The 25,247-nt window shown below is 69.2% G+C and carries 22 protein-coding genes and 2 pseudogenes; 17 read left to right on the forward strand and 7 right to left on the reverse strand.

Features of this window, described 5'->3' with window-relative positions; translation table 11 throughout:
* A partial coding sequence (locus tag AC5Y7D_RS16035) for a Vgb family protein (protein ID WP_499925665.1) occupies positions 1–1,222 on the forward strand: 1,222 nt, incomplete at its 5' end.
* 391 nt (positions 1,223–1,613) lie between these two features.
* On the opposite strand, the gene AC5Y7D_RS16040 is transcribed toward AC5Y7D_RS16035, so the two are convergent.
* On the reverse strand, positions 1,614–2,360 hold the full coding sequence (locus AC5Y7D_RS16040; protein ID WP_499925667.1) for an enoyl-CoA hydratase: 747 nt from the start codon (positions 2,358–2,360) through the stop codon (positions 1,614–1,616).
* Between the two features lie 153 nt (positions 2,361–2,513).
* On the opposite strand from AC5Y7D_RS16040, the gene AC5Y7D_RS16045 reads away from it, so the two are divergent.
* Together AC5Y7D_RS16045 and AC5Y7D_RS16050 are read left to right on the forward strand one after the other, a co-directional pair.
* Positions 2,514–2,783 carry a DUF2277 domain-containing protein gene (locus AC5Y7D_RS16045; protein ID WP_499925962.1) on the forward strand — a complete coding sequence of 90 codons (270 nt, stop codon included), beginning with the start codon at positions 2,514–2,516 and terminating at the stop codon, positions 2,781–2,783.
* Positions 2,780–3,325 carry a DUF1802 family protein gene (locus AC5Y7D_RS16050; RefSeq protein ID WP_499925669.1) on the forward strand — a complete coding sequence of 182 codons (546 nt, stop codon included), beginning with the start codon at positions 2,780–2,782 and terminating at the stop codon, positions 3,323–3,325. The genes AC5Y7D_RS16045 and AC5Y7D_RS16050 overlap by 4 nt, the downstream gene beginning before the upstream one ends.
* On the opposite strand, the gene AC5Y7D_RS16055 is transcribed toward AC5Y7D_RS16050, so the two are convergent.
* Together AC5Y7D_RS16055 and AC5Y7D_RS16060 are read right to left on the reverse strand one after the other, a co-directional pair.
* Positions 3,284–4,993, reverse strand: coding sequence for a CocE/NonD family hydrolase (locus AC5Y7D_RS16055; RefSeq protein WP_499925670.1), 1,710 nt, complete (start codon positions 4,991–4,993; stop codon positions 3,284–3,286). The two genes, AC5Y7D_RS16050 and AC5Y7D_RS16055, sit on opposite strands and share 42 nt — an antisense overlap.
* A gap of 15 nt (positions 4,994–5,008) precedes the next feature.
* On the reverse strand, positions 5,009–5,584 hold the full coding sequence (locus AC5Y7D_RS16060) for a DUF3558 domain-containing protein (protein ID WP_499925671.1): 576 nt from the start codon (positions 5,582–5,584) through the stop codon (positions 5,009–5,011).
* 109 nt (positions 5,585–5,693) lie between these two features.
* Here AC5Y7D_RS16060 and pptH point away from each other — a divergent pair, with 109 nt between their 5' ends.
* The 4 genes from pptH to AC5Y7D_RS16080 all read left to right on the forward strand — a co-directional run bounded on the left by pptH (position 5,694) and on the right by AC5Y7D_RS16080 (position 10,407).
* The gene (pptH, locus tag AC5Y7D_RS16065) at positions 5,694–6,656 is read left to right on the forward strand and encodes an ACP phosphodiesterase PptH (RefSeq protein ID WP_499925672.1); all 963 of its coding nucleotides are present in this window, start codon (positions 5,694–5,696) and stop codon (positions 6,654–6,656) included.
* A complete protein-coding gene (pptT, locus tag AC5Y7D_RS16070) occupies positions 6,653–7,333 on the forward strand; it encodes a 4'-phosphopantetheinyl transferase PptT (RefSeq protein ID WP_499925674.1) in 681 nt (226 codons plus the stop codon). Before pptH ends, pptT begins: the two co-directional genes overlap by 4 nt.
* Complete coding sequence (gene truB, locus AC5Y7D_RS16075) at positions 7,330–8,232, forward strand: tRNA pseudouridine(55) synthase TruB (RefSeq protein WP_499925676.1); 903 nt, start codon at positions 7,330–7,332, stop codon at positions 8,230–8,232. The genes pptT and truB overlap by 4 nt, the downstream gene beginning before the upstream one ends.
* Positions 8,233–8,580: 348 nt before the next feature.
* Positions 8,581–10,407, forward strand: a complete 1,827-nt coding sequence (locus AC5Y7D_RS16080) for a PE family protein (protein WP_499925678.1) — start codon at positions 8,581–8,583, stop codon at positions 10,405–10,407.
* A 78-nt stretch (positions 10,408–10,485) separates the two neighbouring features.
* Here AC5Y7D_RS16080 and AC5Y7D_RS16085 read toward each other — a convergent pair.
* Positions 10,486–10,865 (reverse strand): annotated as a pseudogene (locus AC5Y7D_RS16085) (metal-dependent transcriptional regulator); the annotation flags it as partial.
* A 106-nt stretch (positions 10,866–10,971) separates the two neighbouring features.
* Between AC5Y7D_RS16085 and AC5Y7D_RS16090 the strand changes: the two are divergent.
* The 3 genes from AC5Y7D_RS16090 (at position 10,972) to AC5Y7D_RS16100 (ending at position 14,075) form a co-directional block, all read left to right on the forward strand.
* Entirely contained in the window at positions 10,972–11,511 is a 540-nt protein-coding gene (locus tag AC5Y7D_RS16090; RefSeq protein WP_499925964.1) for a hypothetical protein, read from the forward strand.
* Between the two features lie 98 nt (positions 11,512–11,609).
* A complete protein-coding gene (locus AC5Y7D_RS16095) occupies positions 11,610–12,812 on the forward strand; it encodes a lipid-transfer protein (RefSeq protein WP_499925680.1) in 1,203 nt (400 codons plus the stop codon).
* A 3-nt stretch (positions 12,813–12,815) separates the two neighbouring features.
* The gene (locus tag AC5Y7D_RS16100; RefSeq protein WP_499925682.1) at positions 12,816–14,075 is read left to right on the forward strand and encodes an acyl-CoA dehydrogenase family protein; all 1,260 of its coding nucleotides are present in this window, start codon (positions 12,816–12,818) and stop codon (positions 14,073–14,075) included.
* Here the strand turns inward: AC5Y7D_RS16100 and AC5Y7D_RS16105 are convergent.
* A pseudogene (locus AC5Y7D_RS16105) lies at positions 14,015–14,429 on the reverse strand (hypothetical protein); the annotation flags it as partial. The gene AC5Y7D_RS16100 and the pseudogene AC5Y7D_RS16105 sit on opposite strands and share 61 nt — an antisense overlap.
* A gap of 322 nt (positions 14,430–14,751) precedes the next feature.
* Between AC5Y7D_RS16105 and AC5Y7D_RS16110 the strand changes: the two are divergent.
* Positions 14,752–16,395, forward strand: coding sequence for a PE family protein (locus AC5Y7D_RS16110; protein ID WP_499925684.1), 1,644 nt, complete (start codon positions 14,752–14,754; stop codon positions 16,393–16,395).
* 133 nt (positions 16,396–16,528) lie between these two features.
* Positions 16,529–17,173, forward strand: coding sequence for a hypothetical protein (locus AC5Y7D_RS16115; RefSeq protein WP_499925686.1), 645 nt, complete (start codon positions 16,529–16,531; stop codon positions 17,171–17,173).
* Positions 17,174–17,377: 204 nt separating this feature from the next.
* Here the strand turns inward: AC5Y7D_RS16115 and AC5Y7D_RS16120 are convergent, their stop codons facing one another.
* Entirely contained in the window at positions 17,378–19,165 is a 1,788-nt protein-coding gene (locus AC5Y7D_RS16120) for a PE family protein (RefSeq protein WP_499925688.1), read from the reverse strand.
* Between the two features lie 551 nt (positions 19,166–19,716).
* Positions 19,717–20,409, reverse strand: coding sequence for a manganese-binding transcriptional regulator MntR (mntR, locus tag AC5Y7D_RS16125; protein WP_499925689.1), 693 nt, complete (start codon positions 20,407–20,409; stop codon positions 19,717–19,719).
* 92 nt (positions 20,410–20,501) lie between these two features.
* Between mntR and AC5Y7D_RS16130 the strand changes: the two genes are divergently transcribed.
* The 5 genes from AC5Y7D_RS16130 to lppU all read left to right on the forward strand — a co-directional run bounded on the left by AC5Y7D_RS16130 (position 20,502) and on the right by lppU (position 24,993).
* Positions 20,502–20,678 carry a hypothetical protein gene (locus AC5Y7D_RS16130; protein WP_499925691.1) on the forward strand — a complete coding sequence of 59 codons (177 nt, stop codon included), beginning with the start codon at positions 20,502–20,504 and terminating at the stop codon, positions 20,676–20,678.
* Positions 20,679–21,087: 409 nt separating this feature from the next.
* Positions 21,088–22,896, forward strand: a complete 1,809-nt coding sequence (locus tag AC5Y7D_RS16135) for a PE family protein (protein WP_499925693.1) — start codon at positions 21,088–21,090, stop codon at positions 22,894–22,896.
* A 210-nt stretch (positions 22,897–23,106) separates the two neighbouring features.
* A complete protein-coding gene (locus AC5Y7D_RS16140) occupies positions 23,107–24,075 on the forward strand; it encodes a bifunctional riboflavin kinase/FAD synthetase (protein ID WP_499925695.1) in 969 nt (322 codons plus the stop codon).
* A 115-nt stretch (positions 24,076–24,190) separates the two neighbouring features.
* Positions 24,191–24,460 carry a 30S ribosomal protein S15 gene (rpsO, locus tag AC5Y7D_RS16145; protein WP_036354818.1) on the forward strand — a complete coding sequence of 90 codons (270 nt, stop codon included), beginning with the start codon at positions 24,191–24,193 and terminating at the stop codon, positions 24,458–24,460.
* A gap of 20 nt (positions 24,461–24,480) precedes the next feature.
* Complete coding sequence (gene lppU, locus AC5Y7D_RS16150) at positions 24,481–24,993, forward strand: LppU family putative lipoprotein (protein WP_499925697.1); 513 nt, start codon at positions 24,481–24,483, stop codon at positions 24,991–24,993.
* The last annotated feature ends 254 nt before the right edge of the window (positions 24,994–25,247 follow it).

The raw sequence follows: 25,247 nt of genomic DNA on the forward strand, positions 1-25,247 counted from the left end.
TTGGGGTGGTGTCGGCGGGTTCGGTGGTGTCGGAGGGACGGGTACGGACAGCACGGTGTTCGGGGTGGCTGGCGGGGTCGGTGGGGTCGGCGGAACCGGTGGTGCGGGCGGGTTCGGCGGCGCTGGCGGGGCTGGCGGGGTGTTGGGGTCGGGGTTGTTGGGGTGGTCGGGGTCGGCGGGGGTAGCCGGGGTGGGCGGCAGCGGCGGGGCCGGGGGCGGCGGCGGTCTGGGTGGGGCCAGTGCTGCCGGCTTCAGCGCGGCCGGCACCGCTGGTGGCCCCGGTAGCGGGGCGGTCGGGCTGGCCGGCGGAGCAGGGGGCACCGGCGGGGCCGGCGGCTCCGGTGGCACGGTGAGCACCATCACCGGATTCCTCGGACCGAACGCGGTGGCGGTCAACCCAGGCGGCAACATCTATGTCACCGACTCCGGCGACGGCGTCCTCCTCGGCAGGGTGGCGGTGATCAACCCGAACACCAACACCATCACCGGGTCCATCCCGGTGGGCCTTTTTCCGTCCGCGGTGGCGGTCAACCCGGGCGGCAACATCTATGTCATCAACGCCGCCAGCGGCACGGTGTCGGTGATCGATCCGGGCACCAACACCATCGTCGGGTCCCCGATCGCGGTGGGCGACGCACCGAACGGGGTGGCGGTCAACCCGGGCGGCAACATCTATGTCACCAACTTTGTCAGCGGCACGGTGTCGGTGATCGATCCGGGCACCAACACCATCGTCGGGTCCCCCATCGCGGTGGGCAGTAATCCGTTCGGGTTGGCGGTCAATCCAGGCGGCAACATCTATGTAGCCAACCAACTCTCCGGCACGGTGTCGGTGATCGATCCGGGCACCAACAACGTGTCCACCATCGGCGGGTTCTCCGGTCCATCCGGGGTGGCGGTCAACACGGGCGGCAACCTTTATGTCACCAACCAATCTTCCGGCACGGTGTCGGTGATCAACCCGGCCAACAACACCGTCATCGGGTCCCCCATCGCGGTGGGCAGCGCACCGGCTGGGGTCGCGGTGAGTCCGGCCAGCGGGTTCGTGTTCGTCGCCAACCAATTCTCCGATACGGTGTCGGTGATCAACCCGGTCACCAACACCGTCACCGCCACCATTGCCGTAGGTGACAGCCCGATTGGGGTGGCGGTCGACCCCGGCACCGGTGCCGTGTATGTCACCAACTTCGAAAGCAACACGGTGTCGGTGATCAGTGGTTAGTCGCCCCGGGACCGGGGACGCGCAGCTGGGCAGGACGTGTCCCGGCGAGCATCACCGCCCTGGATCGCAGTGCGTGGCCTGAACAGCGACGGTGAATGCTTCGGCGCGTTGTTTGCCCGCGCAGCCGCCGGCAGATGAAGACCCACCGGGGCGGTGATGAGCGCTAGCGCTTTGGTGATCGCAAGCGCGGCGTGAGCCGCGCGCAGCGGGCCAGAGCCTGCTGACTGCAAATTTGTTGTGCGGCCGCGGGTTTGAGCGGCGCCGCCGCGGCGCGCCGTATGCTGGCGCGGACGGGCCGTGCGGGTGTACGGAAGAAGCATGGACAAGCGCACCGGCCTCTAGTAGCCCATAAACCACGCCCGTCACCGGTTGTAGTCACGAAATTCTCGTGTCAGCGCACCTGCGAACGTCCGCGCCGCAGCACTGCCTCACGGTTGGCTGCGATGTCCTCGCCGCTGGTCCGGAACTGGCGCGCCGCAGCGGCTTCCAGCCACAGCCCGCCGGCGATCTGGGCGTCGTCGATCCGGTGGTAGGAGGCCAGCAGCGCCCGCACCGCATCCTGGTTGTTGCCGACGATGGACGCCGCGACACCACGGGCGGCGGGCAACAGCTGATCGTGCGGCACCACCTCGGTGACCAGGCCGGCGCGTAGCGCGTCGGCGGCCGACAGATAGTCGCCGGTCATGCTCATCCGGCGGGCCAGGCCCACGCCCACCTTCTGCGGCAGCCGCACGCTCAGGCCCCAGGTGGGCAGCAGACCGACCCGGGCATGCGTGTCGGCGAACCGGGCCCGCTCCGATGCGATCAGGATGTCGCAGTACAGCGCCAGTTCCAGCCCGCCGGTGACCGCCGCACCGTTGATTGCTCCGATCACCGGTTTGGTCAGTGCCGGCCACCGCGGTGAGATGTCGGGAAGGGCGGTCTGCCCGCCCAGTTCCTTGAGGTCCAGTCCGGCGCAGAACACCGGATCGGCGCCGGTGACGATGACGACGTCCACGTCGTCGGTTTCGGCGTCGGCCAGCGCAGCGAAGAACTGGTCACGCAGCGCCGCGGAGAGCGCATTGCGGGACTGCGGACGGTTCAGCGTCAGGGTGCGCACCCGCTCGTCGGTGTCGATCAGCAGGATCTCGTCGGTCATGGCTTTACCGTAGCCAAACGAGTTCCGGCGGACGTCGAGCCTGCGCTGAGTTCATCGATTCCGCGCTGAGGGCGGCGACAAGCCAGGTGGGATGACCGTGGACGCAGGCTCGGCGTGGTTCGCCGACCCGGCGGCGCGCATATCGTGGAGACCATGTGCCGCAACATCACCGAACTTCGCGGGCTGGAGCCACCCGCCACCGCCGCGGAGATCGCCGCCGCGGCGCGCCAGTACGTGCGCAAGGTCAGTGGGATCACCCACCCGTCGGCCGCCAACGCCGACGCGTTCGAAGCCGCGGTGGCAGAGGTCACCGCGTCGACCGCCCGGCTGCTCGACGCACTCCCGCCGCGGCGGCAGCCGCCCAGGACCGTCCCGCCGCTGCGTCGCCCCGAGGTGGTGGCGCGGCTGGCCGGATCGCGATGACGGCGGCACTCAAAGAGTGGAGCGCGGCCGTCCACGCGCTGCTCGACGGGCGTCAGACCGTCCTGCTGCGCAAGGGCGGTATCGGGGAGAAGCGCTTCGAGGTGACCGCGCGCGAATTCCTGTTGTTCCCGACGGTGGCGCACAGCCACGCGCAGCGCGTCCGGCCCGAACACAAGGACCTGCTGGCACGGGCGGTCGGCGACAGCACCGAAGAGCACGTAACGGTGCGGGCGGCAGCGAAAATCGTTGCGGCAGTTGCCGTTAACCAGCCAGAGCGGTTACCCGAGATTGCGGATCTGCACATCTGGACCGACGAGTCGGTGCGCGCCGACCGCCTCGACTTCCGCCCCAAACACCGGCTGGCCGTGCTGGTGGTCTCGGCGGCACCGCTCGCCGAGCCGGTGCGGCTGTCCCGGACCCCTGAGTACGCGGGCTGCACCAGCTGGGTGCAGCTGCCCGTCGCGCCGAGGCCGGCGGCGCCGGTCCACGACCAAGAAGATTTAGCCGCCGTCGCCGCCCGGGTCCGCGCCGCCGTCGGATGAGGCCGGCAGCAGCAGCCGCGACTCGCCGAAGTGCACCGAATGCGTCGCCGGGTTGATCCGCCGACCGGTCAGTACCGGTTCTCCGCTGCCGAGGTTGCGTGCATAGCGAGGGAACCAGCTTCCGGCGATCAGCACCCGGATGCGGGAGCCGGCCTCGAACCGGTGCGCGACGGGGTCGAGCGCGACCGAGACGCTGCGCGAGGAGTCCCCGAGTCGGCGGTAGCCGTCGCTGACATTCCGGGACCTGCCTTTGGCGTCCACCTCGCTGACCCGGACGAACAGGTCGACGTGCGGATTATCGGAGCTGTGCGCCAGTTCCAGGACCGGGCTGCCGAACACGAAGAGATCCTCGGTGAGGGTGGCGCCGGTGAAGCTGAGCACGTCGTCGCGCTGCGCAAGGTGGGTGTCGTCCCGGTAGCCGCCCTTGGCCGACAGCAGCGGACCGCCGGTGGTCGGGGTCGGGTTGGCGGGGTCGTAGCGGAAGTTGGCCGGCCGGGTCTTGGTCTCCGGCGGGGTGTCGCCGAGGTGCCCGTAGGGCTGCAGATACAGCGAACGGTCCGTAGTAGCCGGCGGCCAGTCCGGCAGGTGCCGCCAGCCCTGGCCGGTGACGAAGACGTGGACCGGACTCGGGCGGCGCAGTGCCGGCGCCCCGCCTTGCCGGTCAGAGAGGTGGGCGTCCAGCCAGTCCAGCGTTTCGCGGGCGGAGACCGACAGGCCCTTGGTAAGCATCTGAACGTGCGTCCACGGACCGACCGTCATCGCGACGTTCACTCCCCGCTGGGAGAGGTGCCGGTACTGCCGAATCGTCTGGCCCACGAAGATGTCCTGCCAGCCGCTGAGCAGCAACACCGGAACGTCGACCCGGTCCAGGGCGTCGGGAAAACGCATCCCGTCCCAGAACGGGTCGTCGGCGTCGAGGGTCTGCACCCACGATTCGAACCAGGGCGCGCCCGAGCCGAGCAGATCGCGCGCTGCCGGCCCGAACGGGACCGACCCGACGGCGCGCGCCAGCTTGCGCGGTGCCCGCAGGTGACGGATGCCGGCCCGCAGCCGCCCGGGCTGCTCCTGGCGGCTCACCATCTCGCTCCAGGCCAGGAAGTCGATTGCGAAGGTGCCGGTGCCCCAGGTCGAGTCCCGGAAGTCGTGCGGCCCGACCGTGATCACCGCCGCGGCCAGCTCCGGTGGCGGGTCGTTGAGCAGCGCCCACTGAGTGAAACCCAGATAGGACAGCCCCACCGTGGCGAACTTTCCGGTGAACCACGGTTGCTCGCGAAGCCAGTGCACTGTGTCGGCGCCGTCGGCCGCCTCGTTGACCATCGGCTCGAACTCGCCGGCCGACCCGAAGGTGCCACGTACGCTTTGCAGCACCACGTGATAGCCGCGGGCGGCGTACAGCTTGGCGAAGGCCAGGGAGAACGGCAGTCTGCGGCCGTACGGCCCTCGGGCCAGCAAGGTGCCGGCCGGCTTGGAGGTCTGCGGTGCGTAGTGGTCGGCCACCAGGTGGACGCCGTCGCGCATCGGGATCTCGACCCGGTCGACGGTGTAACGCGTGGTGGCTCGCGGTAGGCCGAGTGCCGCGCCGATGGCGCCCAAGGTGGCCCTGCTGCCCAGACCGCTGGTCAGGGCCCGCAGCCTGGGTCGCTGACGCCGGATGGATGCGATGCTCACCAGTTGGGAGACAGATCAGAACTTGTAGAACGCAGCCAGGTCGTTGGCCCGCTGCAGGTTGGTGGACGGGCAGTCGACGTCGGGCTCGGAGTAGACGGTCGAGTAGAACAGCGACTGCTGGATCACGCCGTAACTGGTCTTGAACGTCACCATGCACGAGATGTACCAGTAGCTGTTGTGATAGGTCGGCTTCAACGTCCAGTACTGAGCCGCGCGGTGGCCCTGGATCGTCGTCTCGATGGCGTCGGCCGGAAGCGTCTGGGCATACGTTCGCCACACGATCGGCTCCACGGCCAGTTGGTAGTTGCCGGCATCGAACTGGCAGCGCAAGCCTTCCAGAGGCTCGGGGGGTGAGAAGGCCAGGCCGAGTCGTTGCACCGCGTCGAACGGGATGTCGCTGCAGGGGTCGAACGGGCTCGGGTCGGTCACCCCCACGATCGGGCTCTTCATGGTGGTTTCCATCGGCGCGGCGGTCGAGCGCAACTCGACGGGCCCCCGCACCGCCGATGGCGGGGGAGCGCATTGAAAGCCAACGACCACCGCCGTGATCAGCGCACTCAGCGCTGCAGCCAGACGCACCTTGGCGAACACGACATCCCCCCTGCTCTTGGCGGCCCTACTGCCCGGAGTGTACAAGTCGCCTCGGCCCAGTCGTAAGTGAAACGAGGCAATCAGCATCCGGTCGCTAGGGTGGTGAGTCGTGACAGGACATGAGCACGGCGGGGGACAGCCGACGCTGTGGGCCGTCTCGGACCTGCACACCGGTCACCTCGGCAACAAACCCGTCACCGAGTCGCTGCATCCGTCGTCGCCGGACGACTGGCTGATCGTCTGCGGGGACGTCGCCGAACGTACCGACGAGATCCGCTGGGCGCTGGACCTGCTGCGGCGGCGGTTCGCGAAGGTGATCTGGGTGCCGGGCAACCACGAACTGTGGACCACGAACAAAGATCCGCTGCAGATCTTCGGCCGCGCCCGCTACGACTACCTGGTCAACATGTGCGACGAGATGGGCGTCATCACCCCGGAGCACCCCTTCCCGGTGTGGACCGAACGGGGCGGACCGGCCACCATCGTGCCGATGTTCCTGCTGTACGACTACACGTTCCTGCCGGCCGGGGCCGCCACCAAGGCCGAGGGACTGGCCATCGCGAAGGAACGCAACGTGGTCTGCACCGACGAGTTCCTGCTCTCCTGCGAGCCGTACCCTACCCGCGACGCCTGGTGCCGCGAGCGGGTCACCAAGACCCGCGCCCGCCTCGAACAGCTCGACTGGATGCAGCCGACCGTGCTGGTCAATCACTTCCCGCTGGTGCGCGAACCCTGTGAGGCACTGTTCTATCCGGAGTTCGCACTGTGGTGCGGCACCACCAGGACCGCGGACTGGCACACCCGCTACAACGCGATCTGCTCGGTCTACGGGCACCTGCACATTCCGCGGACCACGTGGTACGACGACGTGCGGTTCGAAGAAGTTTCGGTCGGTTACCCGCGCGAGTGGCGGCGCCGCAAGCCGTACAGCTGGCTGCGTCAGGTGCTGCCCGACCCCCAGTATGCGCCCGGCTACCTCAATGACTTCGGCGGTCACTTCGTGATCACCCCTGAGATGAGGGCGCAGCACGCCCAGTTTCAGGAACGGTTGCGGCAGCGGCAGTCCCGGTGACCGCGCGCACGCTGGTGTCGTCGCTGCTGCCCGGCACCCTGGTCGACGATCTAGGCCATGCCGAGTTGTACTCCGACCCGCCGGGGCTGGCGCCGCTGCCCGAGGAGGAACCGCTGATCGCCAGGTCGGTGGCCAAGCGGCGCAACGAATTCATCACCGTGCGGCACTGCGCCCGCGTCGCGCTAGGCGAGCTCGGCGTGTCGCCGGTGCCGATCCTCAAGGGCGACAAGGGGGAACCGTGCTGGCCCGACGGCGTCGTCGGCAGCCTCACCCACTGCACCGGCTACCGCGGCGCGGTGGTCGGGCGCGACGGCGCGGTGCGCTCGGTGGGCATCGACGCCGAACCGCACGATGTGCTGCCGAACGGCGTGCTGGACGCGATCAGCCTGCCGGCCGAGCGTGCCGAGATTCCCGGGGCACTGCCCGCCGAGCTGCACTGGGACCGAATCCTGTTCTGCGCCAAAGAGGCAACCTACAAGGCCTGGTATCCGCTGACCAAGCGCTGGCTGGGTTTCGAGGACGCCCACATCACCTTTCACGCTGATTCGCCGGCGGCGGGCCGCTTCGTCTCCCGCATCCTGATCGACCCGGCCGCCCTCTCGGGCCCGCCGTTGACGACGCTGACCGGCCGCTGGTCGGTGGAGCGCGGTCTGGTGCTCACGGCGATCGTGTTATGACCGAAAGCCGTCCCGGGCTGGTGATTGTCGACAAGCCGGCGGGGATGACCAGTCATGACGTCGTCGGCCGGTGCCGGCGGATCTTCGGCACCCGTCGAGTGGGTCACGCCGGGACGTTGGACCCGATGGCCACCGGAGTGCTGGTTGTGGGCATCGAGCGGGCCACCAAGATCCTCGGCCTGTTGACAGCGACGTCGAAGTCCTACGCCGCCACCATCCGGCTGGGCCAGACCACCTCCACCGAGGACGCCGAAGGTGAGCTGCTGCAGTCTGTCTCGGCGGGACACGTCACCGACCAGGACATCGAGGCCGCACTGCGAAGCCTGCGAGGCGACATCAGCCAGGTGCCGTCGGCGGTCAGTGCGATCAAGGTCGCGGGCCGCCGCGCGTATCAGCTGGTCCGCGAAGGCCAGGCGGTCGAGCTTGCGGCCCGGCCGGTGCGCATCGACCGTTTCGAGGTTCTTGCCGCGCGCCGCCAAGACGGCCTGATCGACCTCGACGTGGAAGTCGACTGCTCCTCCGGGACCTACATCCGCGCGCTGGCCCGCGATCTCGGCAACGCGCTGGCCGTCGGCGGCCATCTGACCGCGTTGCGGCGGACCCGGGTGGGCCGTTTCGACCTGAGCCACGCGGTGTCGCTCGACGAGTTGGCGCAGTGCCCGCGGCTGTCGTTGGGCCTGGACGACGCGTGCCTGCTGATGTTTGCGCGCCGCGACCTCACGGCCGAGGAGACCGACGCCGCGGCCAACGGCCGTGCCCTGACGCCCGCGGGGATCGACGGCGTCTATGCCGCCACCGCCGCCGACGGCCGGGTCATCGCTTTGTTGAGCGACCAGGGGGGCCGCACCAAATCGGTGGTGGTGATCCGCCCGGCAACGATGCAGTCCGGTACGGACTGAAGAGGAGCCGGGCGCATCTGGCCCCGCCCGTCGACAGTTTGAGCCTCGTTTCGGTATCCCGGCGATGGCGTCCGCTCTACTATCACGGCGACACGGTTAGCAGCGGCGACGGAGCAGCGCAGAGATGGTCCCGAAGGCGACGAGATGGCGGCGGCTGATGATGATCGGGCCTTACGCAGGCACTACTTCTTCGGGATGGCATAGCGGACAGCGAATCCTGCCCAGCCGTCGGCGCCGTCAGAACGTGAAGTGCGACGCCAGTCTCGTCGGAATCGAACCTGGACTGGACTGGTGGCAATGCGGTCCAACCAAGCCGTGGCGGGCTGGCGACGGCCGGAGGAGATGACGATGTCACATTCAATTGCAATTCCGGAAGTGATCAGCGCCGCTGCCGGAGACGTGTTCAGGATCGAGGCGACGATCAACGCCGCCAGTGCCGCAGCGGCGGCTCGGACGTCGGACCTAGTGGCGGCAGGCGCCGACGAGGTTTCGGCCTCCGTCGCAACACTATTCAGCTCCCACGGGCAGGCCTATCAAGCGGTCTGTGCGCACGTGGCGGCATGCCAGAGCCGGTTTGCGCGGTTGCTCTCGGCCAGCGCGGAGGCCTACGCCGGCGCCGAGTCGGTGAGCGCATCACCGCTGCAGGTTCTCGAGCAGCAGCTACTCGACATTGTCAACGGTCCCACTCAGTCGCTGCTGGGACGTCCGTTGATAGGTAACGGTGCGGACGGAACCGCTCCCGGCGAAGCGGGCGGGGCGGGCGGCCTGCTGTACGGCAACGGAGGCAATGGCGCGGCAGGTGAGCCTAATCAAGGCGGTGGGGCCGGAGGCAGCGCGGGCTTGATCGGTAACGGCGGGGTGGGTGGTGCCGGGGGTACGAGCGCCGCCGGCGGCGCCGGGGGCAACGGCGGACTGCTGTACGGCAACGGCGGTGCGGGCGGCGCCGGGGGTCTCGGTGTCTCCGGAACCAACGGTGGCGCTGGTGGGCTGGGTGGCCACGGCGGTCGTGCCGTCTTGATTGGTGACGGTGGCGCGGGCGGGCACGGCGGTGAGGGCGCCGCAGGCATCGACGGGAGCAACCCCACGCCGCGCAGCACCGCGAACGCTGGCAAGGCCGGCGCCGATGACACCGGGAATGGGCCCGCCAACGCCACCGGCGGTGCCGGAACAGCTGGTAGCGACGGCGGCCTCACCAAGACGGGGGGTGCGGGCGGACATGGCGGTCTCGCGCGATCGCAGGGTCTCGCCAGTGGAGGCGCAGGCGGCGACGGGGGTGATGGTGCCAGTGGGGGCAACGGCGGCGACGGGGGAGGTGCCGGTAGTTCGACGACGGCCGTCGGCGGTGCCGGCGGTGACGGAGGAAACGCTCTTGCTTCCGGAGGCGGCGGCGGAAACGGCGGAAACGGCGGAGGCGCCGACGTCAGCAATGTGGAGGCGACCGCCGGCGACGGCGGCGCCGGCGGAAGCGGCCACAGCAGCGCGGTATCCGGCGGTACCGGCGGTACCGGCGGGACAGGTGGTGAAGGTGGCCGCGCAGGCTTGCTGGTGGGCAACGGAGGTGTAGGCGGCCTCGGCGGCGCCGGCGGTAGCGGCGGGACGGGTGCCCCGGGCGGTGCGGGCGGCAACGGCGGTGACGGTGGGAACGCCACGGCCACGGGCGGGGGTTCGGCTTCCGGGGGCGATGGTGGATCTGGTGGCGACGGCGGACAGGGCGCGCCCGGTGGCGACGGAGGCGGCGGTGGCAAGGGAGGACCAGGCGGCTCCGGTGGACTACTGCTTGGCGCCGGTGGCGCGGGCGGTGCCGGCGGGACTGCCGGGCCGGGGGGCGCGGGCGGAACAGGTGGCGGCGGCGGAGCCGGTGGTGGCGGGCGGGCAGGTACCGGCAGCATCCTCGGGCTAGGCGGCGATGGCGCCGCGGGTGGCACCGGTGGCGACGGCGGCCCCGGGGGCGCAGGCGGTGCTCCCGGCCTTGGCGGTGCCGGCGGGACCGGTGGATGGCTGGCCGGACTCCCGGGCAGCGCCGGTGCTGGCGGCGCGGGCGGTGCCGGTGGCGACGGCGGTGAGGGCGGCCCAGCTGGCAGCGGCGGAAAAGGCGCCTTTGGAAATACGAGTTCTGGCGTAGACGGTTTTTCCGGCCGGGCCGGCAACGACGGGACGCCCGGCCCGAACGGCTGATGATCGATGCCCAACGAGGGGCTGCACTCTCGGGAAAACATCGTCCCGGCCTTGAGGCCGGGCGCGTGGGCCTCTCGGCTAGGCCACCACCCAAATCGCCCGCGTCGCCAGACTTCCCAGTTCGACGGTGGTCGAGCCATCGCCATCGGAGTCAATCGCCACGGTGATCATGCCGGCGAACTCCCGCCGCGACCGGACCTGCAGGCGTGAATCCAGGCTGGTCCCCAGATTGTCGAATAACGGAGAATCTCCGGGTCCGCATCGGAGATCCTGGCGACCGTTCCGCTTTCCCTGTCGTGGCAGTCCCACAACACACGCGCGAGTGGCGTCGGCACCTGCCCATCCGCAGCGGGAATCGGATCCCCATCTGGGTCACGACGAGGGAAGCCGAGCTTGGCCTCGATCCGGGACACCAACCGATCAGACACCGGGTGCCCATGGACTTCGGCTTTATCGTGACGTAGCTGTCCGGGCGCTGGTCGGTGCAACGCGGCCTGGTGATCACCGCGATCGTGCTGTGACGGGGTCAGTCCTGGGCTGGTGATCGTGGACAAGCCCGCCGGAATGACCAGTCATGACGTCGTGGGCCGGTGCCGCCGGATCTTTGCCACACGCCGGGTGGGGCACGCCGGAACGCTGGACCCGATGGCCACCGGTGCGCTGGTGGTCGAAATCGAGCCCGCCACCAAGATCCTGGGCCTGTTGACCGCGACCTTCAAGGCGTACGCGGCGACCATCCGGCTCGGCCAGTCCACCAGCACTGAGGACGCCGAAGGTGTGCTGCTGCAGTCTGTTCCGGCGGACCACGTCACCGATCAGGCGATCGAGGCGGCGCTGGGCCCGCTGCGCGGTGATATCCGGCAGATCCCGTCCGCGGTCAGCGCGATCAAGGTGGCCCGCCGTCGCGCCTATCCGTTGATGTTTGCGCGCTGCGATCTCACCGCCGAGGAGGCAGGCGCCGCGGGCAACGGCCGTGCTCTGTCACCTGCCGGTATCGACGGTATCTATGCGGCTACCGCGCCCGATGGCCGGGTTATCGCCCTGATGCGCGGCCAGGGGCGCCGCACCGAATCGGTGGTGGTGATCCGCCCGTCGACGTTGTAGGGGGCCTTCGTCGCCCGGGGCCGAATCGCCCCCCGCCTGCCATCCGGTCCGACCAGGTTGCACACTGGGATACGAGTCGATCGAGCGGAGGGGCAACGATGCCTGCTAAGAGTCGTAACAAGGTCTACGTCGTTGGCGTGGGCATGACGAAGTTCGAGAAACCCGGCCGCCGCGAAGGCTGGGACTACCCACAGATGGCCAAGGAGTCCGGCACCAAGGCTCTGGCGGACGCTGGGATCGACTACACGGAGATCGAGCACGGCTATGTCGGCTACGTGGCCGGCGATTCGACCTGCGGGCAACGCGCCCTCTACGAACTCGGTATGACGGGGATCCCGATCGTCAACGTCAACAACAACTGTTCGACGGGGTCCACCGCGCTGTACCTGGGCGCGCAGGCCATCAGAGGCGGACTGGCCGACTGCGTGCTGGCGCTGGGTTTCGAGAAGATGCAGCCGGGAGCCCTGCAGGGCGGCGCCAACGACCGGGAGTCGCCGCTGGGCCGGCACGTCAAGGCGCTGGCCGAGATTGACGAATTGGCATTTCCGGTGGCGCCGTGGATGTTCGGTGCGGCCGGCCGCGAGCACATGAAGAAGTACGGCACCACCGCGGAACATTTCGCCAAGATCGGCTTCAAGAATCACAAGCACTCGGTCAACAACCCGTACGCCCAGTTCCAGGACGAGTACACCCTTGACGACATCCTGGCCGCGAAGATGATCTCCGACCCGCTCACCAAACTGCAGTGCTCGCCCACCTCCGACGGCTCGGCCGCGGTGGTGCTGGCCGGCGAGGACTACGTCGCCAGGCAGGGCTTGGCCGGTCAGGCGGTGGAGATCGTCGGGCAGTCGATGACCACCGACTTCGCCTCCACCTTCGACGGCAGCGCCCGCAACATCATCGGCTACGACATGAATGTGCAGGCGGCGCAACAGGTTTACGAGGAGTCCGGGCTCGGCCCCGATGACTTCCAGGTGATCGAACTGCACGACTGCTTCTCGGCCAACGAGCTGTTGCTGTATGAGGCGCTGGGCCTGTGTGGCGAGGGTGAGGCGGCCAAGTTGATCGACGACAACCAGACCACCTACGGCGGACGCTGGGTGGTGAACCCGTCGGGCGGGCTGATCTCCAAGGGCCACCCACTGGGCGCGACGGGGCTGGCGCAGTGCTCCGAACTCACCTGGCAACTGCGGGGAACCGCCGACAAGCGCCAGGTGGATAACGTGACCGCGGCACTGCAGCACAACATCGGACTGGGCGGTGCGGCCGTCGTCACCGCCTACCAGCGCGCCGAGCGCTGACTGGTGATCGATTGGTCCGACACCGACCTGATGGTGCGCGACAGCGTCCGTCAGTTCATCGATAAGGAAATCCGGCCCAACCTGGACGCGTTGGAAACCGGCGAACTGCCGCCGTATCCGATCGTACGCAAGCTGTTCAGTCAGTTCGGCTTGGACGTGTTGGCCGCGGAGTCGGTGAAGAAGATGCTCGACCGCGAGCGCGCTGAGCGGGACGGGACTTCCCGATCCGAAAAGCCGGACAGCTCAGGTGGATTCGGCGGCATGGGCGGCGCTCAGGGATCCATGGCAGCGGTGTTGATCTCCGAACTCGCCGGAGTCAGCATCGGCTTGCTGAGCACCGCGTCGGTCAGCCTCGGCCTGGGTGCGGCGACGATCATGAGTCGCGGCACGCTCGCTCAGAAGGAACGTTGGCTGCCCGATCTGATGACGCTCGACAAGATCGCCGCCTGGGCCATCACCGAACCCGACTCCGGCTCGGATGCGTTCGGCGGCATGAAGACTCACGTTAGGCGGGACGGGCGGGACTACATCCTCAACGGCCAGAAGACATTCATCACCAACGGCCCGTACGCCGACGTGCTGGTGGTCTACGCCAAGCTCGCGGAAGATGCTGCCGGCCAGGCGGACAAGCGCAACCGTCCGGTGCTGGTCTTCGTCCTCGACTCCGGCATGCCCGGACTCACCCAGGGCAAGCCGTTCAAGAAGATGGGCATGATGTCCTCGCCGACCGGCGAGTTGTTCTTCGACAACGTGCGGCTGAGCCCGGACCGGTTGTTGGGCGAGAGCGAAAGCCCCAGCGACGGTGACGGCCGGGAGAGCGCCCGGGCCAATTTCGCCGCCGAACGGATCGGCATCGCGATGATGGCGCTGGGCATCATCAACGAATGCCATCGCCTATGCGTGGATTATGCGAAGAGCCGTACCTTGTGGGGCAAGAACATCGGGCAGTTCCAGTTGATTCAGCTCAAGCTGGCCAAGATGGAGATTGCCCGAATGAACGTGCAGAACATGGTTTTTCATACCATCGAGCGCCAACAAGCGGGCAAACCGCTGACGCTGGCCGAGGCGTCGGCGATCAAGCTGTACAGCTCGGAGGCGGCCACCGATGTCGCGATGGATGCCGTGCAGTTGTTCGGCGGCAACGGCTATATGGCGGAGTACCGCGTGGAACAGCTTGCGCGCGATGCGAAGTCGCTGATGATCTACGCCGGCAGCAACGAGGTCCAGGTGACGCACATCGCCAAGGGGCTGTTGAGCGGCTGATGTGAGCGAGTGTCATGGCAGCGGCATAGCGCATCGGCGGCCGTCAGATCGTATTCCGGACCGTCGCAGCCCTTCGTCAGCATCGTGACGCCGAGGTCGGCCAGCGCCTGTGCGCGAGCGAGCAGTGCGGCGCGATCGAGCCCGGTGGCGATCTCGCCCCAGATCGCCACCGACCGCTCGATGGTGTCGGGATCCAGGCGTTTGATGAGGGGTAACGCCGCCGCGAGATCGTCGATACGGCTTGCGGCCGTGTCGAGCTCGTAGCCGTGCTCGTCGTAGTCGCGCTGCTTCCAACCCGATGCCGAGGATCAGCCGGCCTTGGCAGATGTGATCGACAGTGCGCGCCATGTCGGCTTCGGGCGCGCCACCTGTACCGATGCCCAGGGTCCCTCGTGGGCGCCCTCCCCGTCCTGGATGAGTCCGGCAGCTGCTAGCACCGGCGGGTTGATCGCGTCGCGCAAGCTCGACAGTGGGGATGCCCGCGCGGCCCCGGCGCCGCGGCGGGGATGTTTCGTGCGCCAACGAAGAAGTGAAAGTTCCGTCACAATTTGGTTGACTGAAGTTATCGTCATAACTGATACTTACCTCATGTGAATTGGCGAGACGCGGAGTTGTGGGCGTCGGCAGCCGTGAGGCAACCCCATGTCTTGTTGGCGCGGGTGGAAAGGGTTGGACCATGTCATATGTACTGGTGGCAACAGATCGGCTCGACGCCGCAGTTCGTGACTTGTCCGCCGTGGAATCGGCGGTCGCTGCTGCGAACGCGGCCGCCAAGGCCTCCACGACAGCGCTGCTCAGAGCGGGTGCCGATGAGGTGTCGGCCGCGATCGCGGCGATATTCGCCGGGCACGGCCAGGCCTATCAGGCGGTGAGTGCACAAACAGCGGCTTTCCACAGCCGATTCGTGCAAGCCCTCGCTGGCAGCGCCACTACTTACGCTGGGGCGGAGGCAGCTAGTGCCTCGCCGCTGCAGGCGCTCGAAGAACAGGTGGTCGCCGCAATCAACGCGCCATCGCAGGCTCTGCTGGGACGACCGCTGGTCGGTGACGGCGCAAACGGCGCGCCGGGAACAGGGCAGGATGGCGCACCGGGCGGGCTGCTATTCGGCAACGGCGGCAACGGCGGGTCGGGTGGGGGTGCACACCCGGGTGGTGGCAACGGCGGTGCGGCGGGGCTCATCGGCAACGGTGGTCTCGGCGGCGTGGGTGCGCCCGGGGCGGCCGGCGGTGCTGGCGGTGCCGGGGGACTTCTCTACGGATCCGGCGGGGCAGGTGGCAACGGCGGCAACGCAATCGCGCCGGGGAGCATTGGCGGCAACGGGGGCAACGGCGGATCCGCCGGCCTGTGGGGCCAGGGTGGGGCGGCCGGCAATGGCGGGCTGGGAGCCCCGGGGGCTCAGGGCGTCAACCCGACCCCTCTTCCGCAGGGTCCCGCAGCAGGTCCCGGCGCGCATGGTGCCATTGGCACAAGTGTTGGAGGCGATGGAGGGCCGGGCCATGACGGTGTCAGTTCCGCCACTCTCGGTCAGGCCGGCGGCACCGGGGGCTCTGGCGGTCTGGGCGAAGCGGGGGGTAAAGGCGGCTCGGGAGGCGGCGGCGGATTTGGCGCCCCGGGCGGTGCTGGCGGCCCCGGAGGCACCGGTGGCCGCGGCGGAGGCGGCACGGGTGGCACCGGTGGTGCCGGCGGTGTCGGCGCCCAAGGCGGCAGCGGCGGCACCGGCGGAGTTGGTGCGTCAGGCGTGGTCGGCGGTGTCGGCGGTGTCGGCGGTGCCGGCGGCATTGGCGCGGCGGGTGGCGCGGGCGGTACCGGCGGCACTGCCTTTGGCAACGCAGGTGGCCCCGGTGGGCTCGGCGGTGCCGGGGGTGTCGGCGCCGCAGGCGGCACCGGCGGCAACGGCGGCGCTGGCGGCGTTGGCGGTCGCGGCGGGTTGCTGGTGGGCAATGGGGGCGTTGGCGGGTACGGCGGCGACGCCGGATTCGGCGGCACCGGCGCGGACGGCGCCGCCGGCGGCAGAGGGGGCACCGGCGGCACCGGGCAGACTTGGTATCTCCAGGGCCACGGCGGCAACGGCGGGAGCGGCGGCGCCGGCGGTCCGGGCGGAGGTGGCGGCACCGGCGGAAACGGGGGACCGGGTGGCGCCGGCGGGCTGTTTGGCCTTGCTGGCGCGCCGGGTGCGGGCGGTAGCGGCGGTGGCGCCGGGGCCGGCGGTAGCGGCGGCGTTGGTGGAGGCGGTGGGACCGGCTTCGTAAACGGCCAGGCGGGCCCCGCCGGCAAGGCAGGCGCTGCGGGCGCGACCGGCGCCGACGGATTGCCTGGCTGAGCGTTGGCCGAAGCTGATCAGGAGTTTCGAGGCATGGAACGGCGTGGTGGCAACGCCGCTGCGGCCTCGACTCGTCGGTCGAGATGTCCATCCTGGCTGCGTTCCCGGCCGTCATCACGATGGAAGGATCTAAATGTCAGCCCAGGGACCTGAGCATGCCCGCGCCTGGGAGGACGTGGCTCCAAGCGCGGAAGCCGCGGAGTTTGCGTACGGCCAAAGCGGCGACCATACCGCCGATGGATCCGACTACTACGGCAACAGCCAGGGATACGGGCCCGACGACGTCGGCCCACCGGGGGCCGAGGCGATGGGCTGGCATCGCAACGCCGCGGTGTTGATGGGGTTCGGCGCCTTCGCCACCGTGACGATCGGGTTCATCATCTACGGCCTGGTCGTGCTGCTCGGCGGCGGCCAGGCCGGCGCGCCCGCCGACAGGACGTCGTTGCCTCCCCCAACATCCTCGGCAGTCCCAAAACCCACGCCAGTCACCACAGACTCAGAGGTCTCATCATCCGCACCGGTCCCGACGTCCCCGTCGGTCTCGGCGTCGATTCCGACGACGACCGTCGCAGCGCCCTCCTCGACTTCGCCAGCCACCACCCTGGTGCCCACGACTGAGGCGTCGGTGCCCGATACGACGTCCGTACCGTCGACGCAGAGCTCGCCCACTGCCACCACTACCGACACGTCGAGCGAGTCATCGTCCCGTCCGCTCGGCCCCCCGCCCCCGCAGGGCCCGGTTGGTCCGCTCCCTCCACAACCTCGGCTGGGTCCTTAACCGTCGCTGCGCGCCTGGGGTGCCGCCCCCATCCAAGAAGTTGGCTCGGCACGCCAGCACAAGGTCGACGAGGGAATCGATTCCTGAGCCGAAATCATCGGAGCGTCGACAGCGAAGCTGCTCGGATTGCCTGGGCCGCCATTTCGTCCACCCCTTATAGGCCCTGTCCAGGCCGACGCTCGGATGAGCAAGAGGGGACGCGGGTCAATACCCACCCGCGCCAGCGGTCCCGGCTTTGCCGAATGCCCCCGTCTCGCCGGCCGTCCCGTCGTTGCCGGCATTGCCGTTGTTTCCGCCACCGGTAGCGGTGCCCCCTGCACCGGCGGCGCCGCCGCCACCGCCAACACCACCACCGCCGCCGCCTCCGCCCGCGCCACCGGCGCCATGGTTGCCCGGCTGGCCGAAGAGGCCTCGGGCGCCCCCGGGGCCGCCCAGACCTCCATTGCCGCCGTCGCCGCCGCTCCCGCCGTTGCCGCCGTTGCCTCCGTTGCCGCCGTCGCCGCCGTCTGCACCGTCGTTGCCGAACCCGCCATTGCCGCCGTGACCGCCGTTGCCGCCGATGGCGCCGACACCGCCGTGGCCTCCGTCGCCGCCCTGGCCGCCTGCGCCACCGTTGCCGAATAGAAGCCCGCCAGTACCACCGGCGCCCCCGGCCCCGCCGGGGTGGCCGGCGCCCCCGGAGCTGCCGCTACCGCCGGTGCCGCCAGCGCCCCCATCACCCCCGTAGCCGGGGCTGCCGTTGATGCTTCCCTCGCCGCTTCCGTGTCCGGCGCCGCCGGCGCCGCCGTTGCCGCCGTCGGCTCCGATGCCGCCCGGCCCGCCAGCCCCCCCGCCACCGCCGCCATTGGGGCTGGGCACCCCGAATTGGCCGGCTCCGCCGGCTCCACCGCCGACGCCACCGCCTGCGCCCCCGCCCTTCGGGACGATACCGCCGGCGCCGCCGCCGATTCCGCCACCAGGGTCGCCTACGGAGGTGAAGTTGCCAGTGCCCCCTGCGCCGCCTATCCCGCCGCCGCCGCCCCCGCCGCCGCCGGCGACGCCGAGCAAGTTGCCGTCCCCGCCGGACCCGCCGTCGCCACCGGGGGCGCCCGCGCCACCGGGGCCACCGGCACCACCGCCTCCGCCGCCACCGGAGCTGGCCTTCCCGCCGTGGCCTCCGGTCCCACCGGGGGCGCCGGCCGCGCCAGCCCCGCCGGCTCCGCCGCCGCCGCCCCCGCCTAAGTCCCCCTGAGCTCCCGTACCGCCATCGCCGCCCGGCTGCCCGGCAGTGACGCCGTTGGCGCCGGGTTGGCCGCCGAGACCCGTGAGAGGTGCGCCGTTGGCGCCAGGGGAGGCTGCTGGGACAACGACGTGCTGAGTGGGGTTGACACCGGGCGCGCCGGGCGCGCCGGTCCCGCCGACGCCGCCGGCACCGCCGTTGCCCCAGAGCCACGCGTTACCGCCTGATCCGCCCGATTGCCCAGCTCCGCCTCGGCCGCCTGCACCACCATTTCCGATCAGCCCCGCATCCCCGCCGCGACCCCCGGATTGCCCGGCCCCACCGGCCGCACCGGCACCGCCATTCCCGTATAGCCAGCCGCCGGCGCCACCGTTACCGCCCGGCGTGGTCGCATTGGTGCCATCGCCGAAAAGTGGACGGCCGGTCAGCGCCTGGCTGGGTGCATTGACCGCTCCCAGCACGTGTTGCTCAATCAGCTGCAGCGGCGACACATTGGCGGCCTCGGCGCCGGCATACCAGCCTGCCCCGGTGTTGAGGGCTTGCATGAATTCACGATGAAACGCCGCTGCCTGCGCGCTCACTGCCTCGTAGGCTTGCCCGTGTTCGCTGAGTAGCGCAGCAATCGCAATCGACACCTCGTCGGCGCTGGCCGCGACCATTCGTGTGGTAGAAGCCACAGCCGCCGCGCTGGCGTCATCGATGGTGATGCCGATTTGGGCGATGTCCCCGACTGCCGCTTCGAGCAATCCCGGGGCTACTCGGAGATGTGACACCTATGGCTCCTTTCGGAGGCGGAATGTTCCTCCCGGTGGCGCCGCACATTTGCGGCAACCCGTACTCGCCCGGCCGTTACGCGGGTCGAAGCGAGAACGGCCAGCGATGTGTTCGCTCCGACGAAGTTGCGTGCTCGGACGCTGGCCCGGGACAAGTCGGCGAGATGTTGGCCCCCGCTCCGGTCGCGCGCATATCCAACAGGAATCGGCTGCATCGTTTGTTCGCTGACCATGCGGCAATCTCTCGACGTTTCGAACTTGAATTAAGTCTCACATAAGAAGTTTTCCTCAGTCAAGGAAGAGCTTGGGCGTACTTGCTGCGCCGGCATCGTCGCCTCTGCAACGCCCATGTGACTTGTTCTCGTTGACTGAAACTTGCAGCGGCCGGCAACAGCGGCGGACGGCGTGGCGTTCCCCGAGGCGGCCCTGGGCCTGCGGCGCGGGCGGCCGACGGCAGCTAAAGCGGCAGCGGAGTGGTTGGACCATGTCCGGTCCGAGCGGCGCCGGAGCGAAGAGTACGAGTGAGGTCGCCCGTGCTGCCCGGGCGAGCGCTAACCCACAACCCAAATCGCTCGTGCAGCGGGGCTGCCCAACTCAAGGCTCGTTACCGTCTCACCCCTGGATTCGATCGCCACAGTAACCGTGCCAGCAAACTCTCGCCGGGTCACCACCCGCACCCGCGAGTCCAGGCTGATCCCGACGCTGTCGAAATATCGCAACATCTCGGGATCGGCATCAGAGATGCGGGCCACGGTGCCGGTCTCACCGTTACGGCATTCCCACAACTGACGTGCCGGCGGAGTCGGCACCTGCCCATCGGGAGCAGGAATGGGGTCGCCGTGCGGATCGCGGCGAGGAAAGCCCAGCTTGGCGTCGATACGCGCCACCAGCCGATCCGACACCGCGTGCTCAAGAATCTCCGCCTCATCGTGCACTTCGTCCCAGCCATAGCCAAGTTCGTTGACCAGAAATGTCTCCAGCAAGCGGTGGCGACGCACCATTGCAAGTGCCGCTCGCCGACCGGCATCGGTCAACGTCACCGCGCCGTACTTGGCGTGGTTGACCAGGCCCTGCTCGGCGAGTTTGCGGACGGACTCCGAAGCCGTGCTGGCTGATACTCCAATCTTCTCAGCCAGCATCTTGGTGCTGACCCTCTCCAACGACCATTCCTGGGCCGTCCAGATGACCTTCAAATAGTCCTGGGCAACCGCGGTGAGACCGCCAGGCTCGTCGTCAGCCTTCACAAAGTGCAAGTCTAGGCCGCTCGAGTGGCTGCCGGGCGTCGCCACCTGTTTGGCCACGCCGCGCCTGCACCGGTAGTGCCGGCGGTGGCGGTATGGCCGGGGGGCTGCAGAAACTGGCGGCTGCGGCGTCGCCAGTGTCGGCAGCGGCAATGACGGCGGATCTGGCGGCGCTGTGGCAGGACAGCGCCGCCGTGACCGGCAGCGCCGCCAGTCGCGTGCGGGCCTGTGTTCGCAGCTCGCGGCAGCGACCTATCGGTGACGAGCATTGATGGCTACCCTTGCGCCCTCGAAGGCAATTGTGAGGAAATATTCAAAACCGCTTGACTGACTATTAATTCTTCAGTGACAATTACTTCAGTTTCACTTGGGCCCGGGCGGCCCGGCAAACCTTGCCGGCCCGCGCGGCAAGTCCACGGGCTCGGCAGGAGGCGCTGATGTCTTACACGCGTGACCCCGCAGGCGCTGGTCAGCGCCGCAATCGGCGACTTGGCGATTATCGAGACGTGGGCCAGGCGCGTATGCAAGCGCCGACTCCGATGCGCGCGGCCCGCGCGACGCCCATGGGCTACGGGCGCAGACGGTTGACCGTTAGTGCGCCCAATTGATTCAACGGGATGCCGGTGATTGCCGGACAAGTTCCCGCCAGTCCGTTGGTTACTTCAATGCAAGGAGTCGGTGATGTCGTATCTGCGGGTTGTGCCGGAGCTGGTCGGTGTCGCGGCTGGTGATTTGGCCGGTATCGGGTCGGCGATCGATACGGCCACGTGGGCGGCATCGGCGTCGACGACGGAGTTGATGGCGGCGGGTGCCGATGAGGTGTCTGCGGCGGTTGCGGGTCTGTTCAGCGAGCACGGGTTGGCTTACCAGGTGGTCAGCGGGCAGGCGGCGGCGTTTCATCGCCAGTTGGTGGACGCTCTGGCTGCCGGCGCCGGGTCTTATGTGAGTGCCGAGGCCGCCGGTGCGTCACCGCTTCAATTGCTCGAGCAGCAAGTGCTGACTGCGGTGAATGCCCCGACTCAAACGTTGCTGGGGCGCCCGTTGATCGGGGATGGCGCCGCTGGCGGGACTGTGAACGGGGTGGGGCAACCCGGTGGTGCTGGCGGACTCTTGTACGGAAACGGGGGTACCGGCGGTGCCAGTACGGTTGCCGGAGCCGCCGGGGGTGCTGGCGGCAGTGCCGGGCTGTGGGGGAGCGGCGGGGCAGGCGGGCAAGGTGGATCCGGTGCGGCAGGCGGTAGCGGCGGTACCGGCGGACTGCTGTACGGCAACGGCGGCGTCGGCGGGACCGGCGGAGCCGCCTCGGCTGGCATCAACGGCGGCGTTGCGGGGCGCGGAGGCGACGGAGGAAGTGCGGTGGTCTTTGGCAGCGGTGGAAGCGGTGGCCACGGCGGGACAGGGTTAGCCGGTGCCAACGGGACCAACGCCCTCCCCAACGGCACCACCGCTGCGACCGGAAGGTATGGCACGACGAGTCAGCTGACCTACGGTGGTGACTTCCAAGTAGGTGCGGGTTCGGGAACCGCCGGGGCCAGTGGTGGTGCTGGTGTGAACGGCGGCACGGGCGGAGGCGGCGGCGAAGCTATTGCGAGCGGCGTCAGCGGCGGTTCGAACAGTATCCAGGCGTCCGGCGGTCCGGGCGGCGCCGGAGGCTCCGCCGGTGCCGGCGCCACTGGCGGCGCTGGCGGTGCCGGCGGCGCAGCCATCATCGACGATTCCACCGCCGCCGGCGGCTACGCAATCGCCTACGGCGGCCAAGGGGGTGAAGGGGCGCCGGGCGGAGTTTTCGGTGGCGCGGGCGGCGCCGGCGGTGACGGCGGCACCGCAAGCGCATCCATACCGAATGATGCTGGAATCGCGCTTGGCGGCAAAGGTGGCCCGGGCGGTGCCGGTTCCAGCGGTGTCACCGGAAATGCCGGCGGAACAGGCGGCGCTGGCGGCAATGGGGGTCGCGGCGGGCTGCTGGTCGGCAGCGGTGGTGCTGGTGGCATCGGGGGTGTCGGCGGCCACGGAGGCGCCGGTGACATTGGTGGCGCAGGCGGCATCGGCGGTAACGGCGCTGCTGCCACGGTCAACGGAAGTTCGGACATCACCAATGCCACCGGCGGCAACGGCGGTGACGGGGGTGCCGGCGGCGCCGGCGGCGACGGCGGTGTCGGTGGCGCTGGCGGAGCCGGCGGTCAGGGCGGCGCAGCCGGGTTGCTGGCGGGGACCGGCGGTGCCGGCGGAGCCGGCGGCAGCGGCGGTGATGGTGGCACCGGTGGCCAGGGCGGCAACGGAGCCGCGGGGGGTGCCGCCGGCGGACCTGGCGGGTACGACGGCATCGTTGGCGACGGCGGTGACGGCGGTGGTGGTGGAGCCGCGGGGGTTGGAGGCAGCGGTGGAGCGGGCGGGTCCGGCGGCGTTCTCACCGGCGGTGGGGGAGCCGTGGGCTCGGTGGGCAGTGGTGGTTCCCAAGGCGCGAACGGAACTAACGGCCAGCAGGGATGATTCCGTTCTGTGCGCACAAAGCACAGGCTGTGGCGAGTCTGAACGTTGACCTTGGCGGCCGGACCTGGTCTGCGGGGTCAGGAAAGTCGCGGAAGAAGGATGAGCGGGGTTACCCGCCCACAACAACGATGCATGATTGCACGCGGCGGGCCCGTGCGGTGTACGCCAGTGCGAATTTTCCATCTTGCGCCGACTATTAGGCTTGCGGGCGTGCAGCGGTGGCGGGGCCAGGACGAGATCCCCACGGACTGGGGCAGATGTGTGCTGACAATCGGGGTGTTTGACGGTGTTCACCGCGGACATGCCGAGCTGATCGCACACGCGGTGAAGGCCGCCCGCGCCCGCGGCGTGCCGTCGGTGCTGATGACCTTCGATCCGCACCCGATGGAGGTGGTGTACCCCGGCAGCCATCCCGCGCAGCTGACCACGCTGACGCGCCGCGCCGAGCTCGTCGAAGAACTGGGCATCGACGTCTTTCTGGTGATGCCGTTCACCACCGACTTCATGAAGCTCACGCCCGACCGCTACATCCACGAGTTGCTGGTGGAGCACCTGCATGTGGTGGAGGTGGTGGTGGGGGAGAACTTCACCTTCGGCAAGAAGGCGGCCGGCAACGTCGAAAGCCTGCGCAGGGCAGGTGACCGGTTCGGGTTCGCGGTCGAAGCGATGTCGCTGCTGTCCGAGCACCACAGCAACGAGACGGTGACGTTCTCCTCCACCTACATCCGGTCGTGCGTGGACGCCGGCGACGTGCTGGCAGCCACCGAGGCGCTGGGCCGGCCGCATCGGGTGGAGGGCGTCGTGGTGCGGGGCTACGGGCGGGGCGCCGGGCTCGGCTTCCCTACCGCGAATGTGGCGCCGCCGATGTACTCGGCCATCCCCGCAGACGGCGTGTACGCCGCCTGGTTCACCGTGCTCGGGCACGGGCCGGTGACCGGTACCGTCACCCCCGGTGAGCGCTACCAGTCCGCGGTGTCCGTGGGCACCAACCCGACGTTCTCCGGGCGCACCCGCACCGTGGAAGCGTTTGTGCTGGACACAAACGCGGACCTGTACGGCCAGCACGTGGCGCTGGACTTCGTCGCGCGCATCCGCGGCCAGCAGAGGTACGACTCGGTGGACGACCTGATCGTGGAGATCGGCAGGGACACCGAGCGCACCCGCGGACTGCTGACTTAGCGCTGACGTTGCTTTAGGCCCCTGCTAGACTGCCCACGACATCGGCGCGTGCTGCGGTTCGCGGTGGCCGTGCCGTCAAATCCCTGATCGCGGACCTATTGATGGAGATATTTTCGTGGCGCTTACTGCCGAGCAGAAGAAAGAAATTCTGAAGTCTTACGGTCTGCATGAGACCGACACCGGATCGCCCGAGGCGCAGATCGCGCTGCTGACCAAGCGCATCGCCGACCTCACCGAGCACCTGAAGGTCCACAAGCACGACCACCACTCGCGCCGCGGCTTGTTGCTGCTGGTGGGGCGGCGCAAGCGGCTGGTCAAGTACCTGACCCAGGTCGACGTGGAGCGGTACCGTTCGCTGATCGAGCGGCTGGGCCTGCGCCGCTGACCCGTGGCGCGCCGGGCGTCGTGGCGGCCGCCATCCTGGCCGTCGCCATCGGCGCACTGACCGGGTGTTCGGCGGGGAAGAGCGGCTCCGACCTCACCGAATTCAAAGTGGGGGATTGTCTCAAGCTCGGCGGCACCGCCGACCACCCGGAGGCCGCAAAGGCCCCGTGCGGAAGCCCGGCGTCCAATTTCAAGGTGGTCGCTTCGGTCGCCGACCGCGACCAGTGCCCGGCCGACGTGGATTCGTCGTATTCCACCCACAACTCGATCAGCGGCACCAACAACACGGTCTGTCTGGACATCGACTGGGTGATCGGTGGCTGCATGAGCGTGGATCCACACCACCGGGCCGACCCCTTCCGGGTCGATTGCAGCGACACCGCCGTGCCCAATCGGCAACGGGCCACACAGATCCTGCGAGACCTCGACCCACCGGTCTCGGTCGACCAGTGCGCCAGCGGCCTGGGTTACACGTACTCCCAGCGCCGGTTCGCCGTATGCGTCGAGGACATCAGCAGCGCACCCCGGAGCTAGTGGTCGGACGCTGCTGACAACGGGTTCGGCTCAATGGCACGAGTTAGCCGGTGTAGAGTGAGGTCGTTCTGGGCCGGTTCGGTCCGGACAACTTGGTGCGGCTCACGCATCCGCGTGCGCCGTCCCAGCGAGTCACCATGCGTACCACGGGAAGCAGCTCTGTATCGGACGGTCTTCGGTAGTGGCTGCCGTGCTCCCTGGATCTGGGGTAGGTCGGCAGCTTCGATCGATGGCCGTAGCCGTATTCAGATGAT

Source organism: Mycobacterium sp. NGS49, from assembly GCF_059812565.1.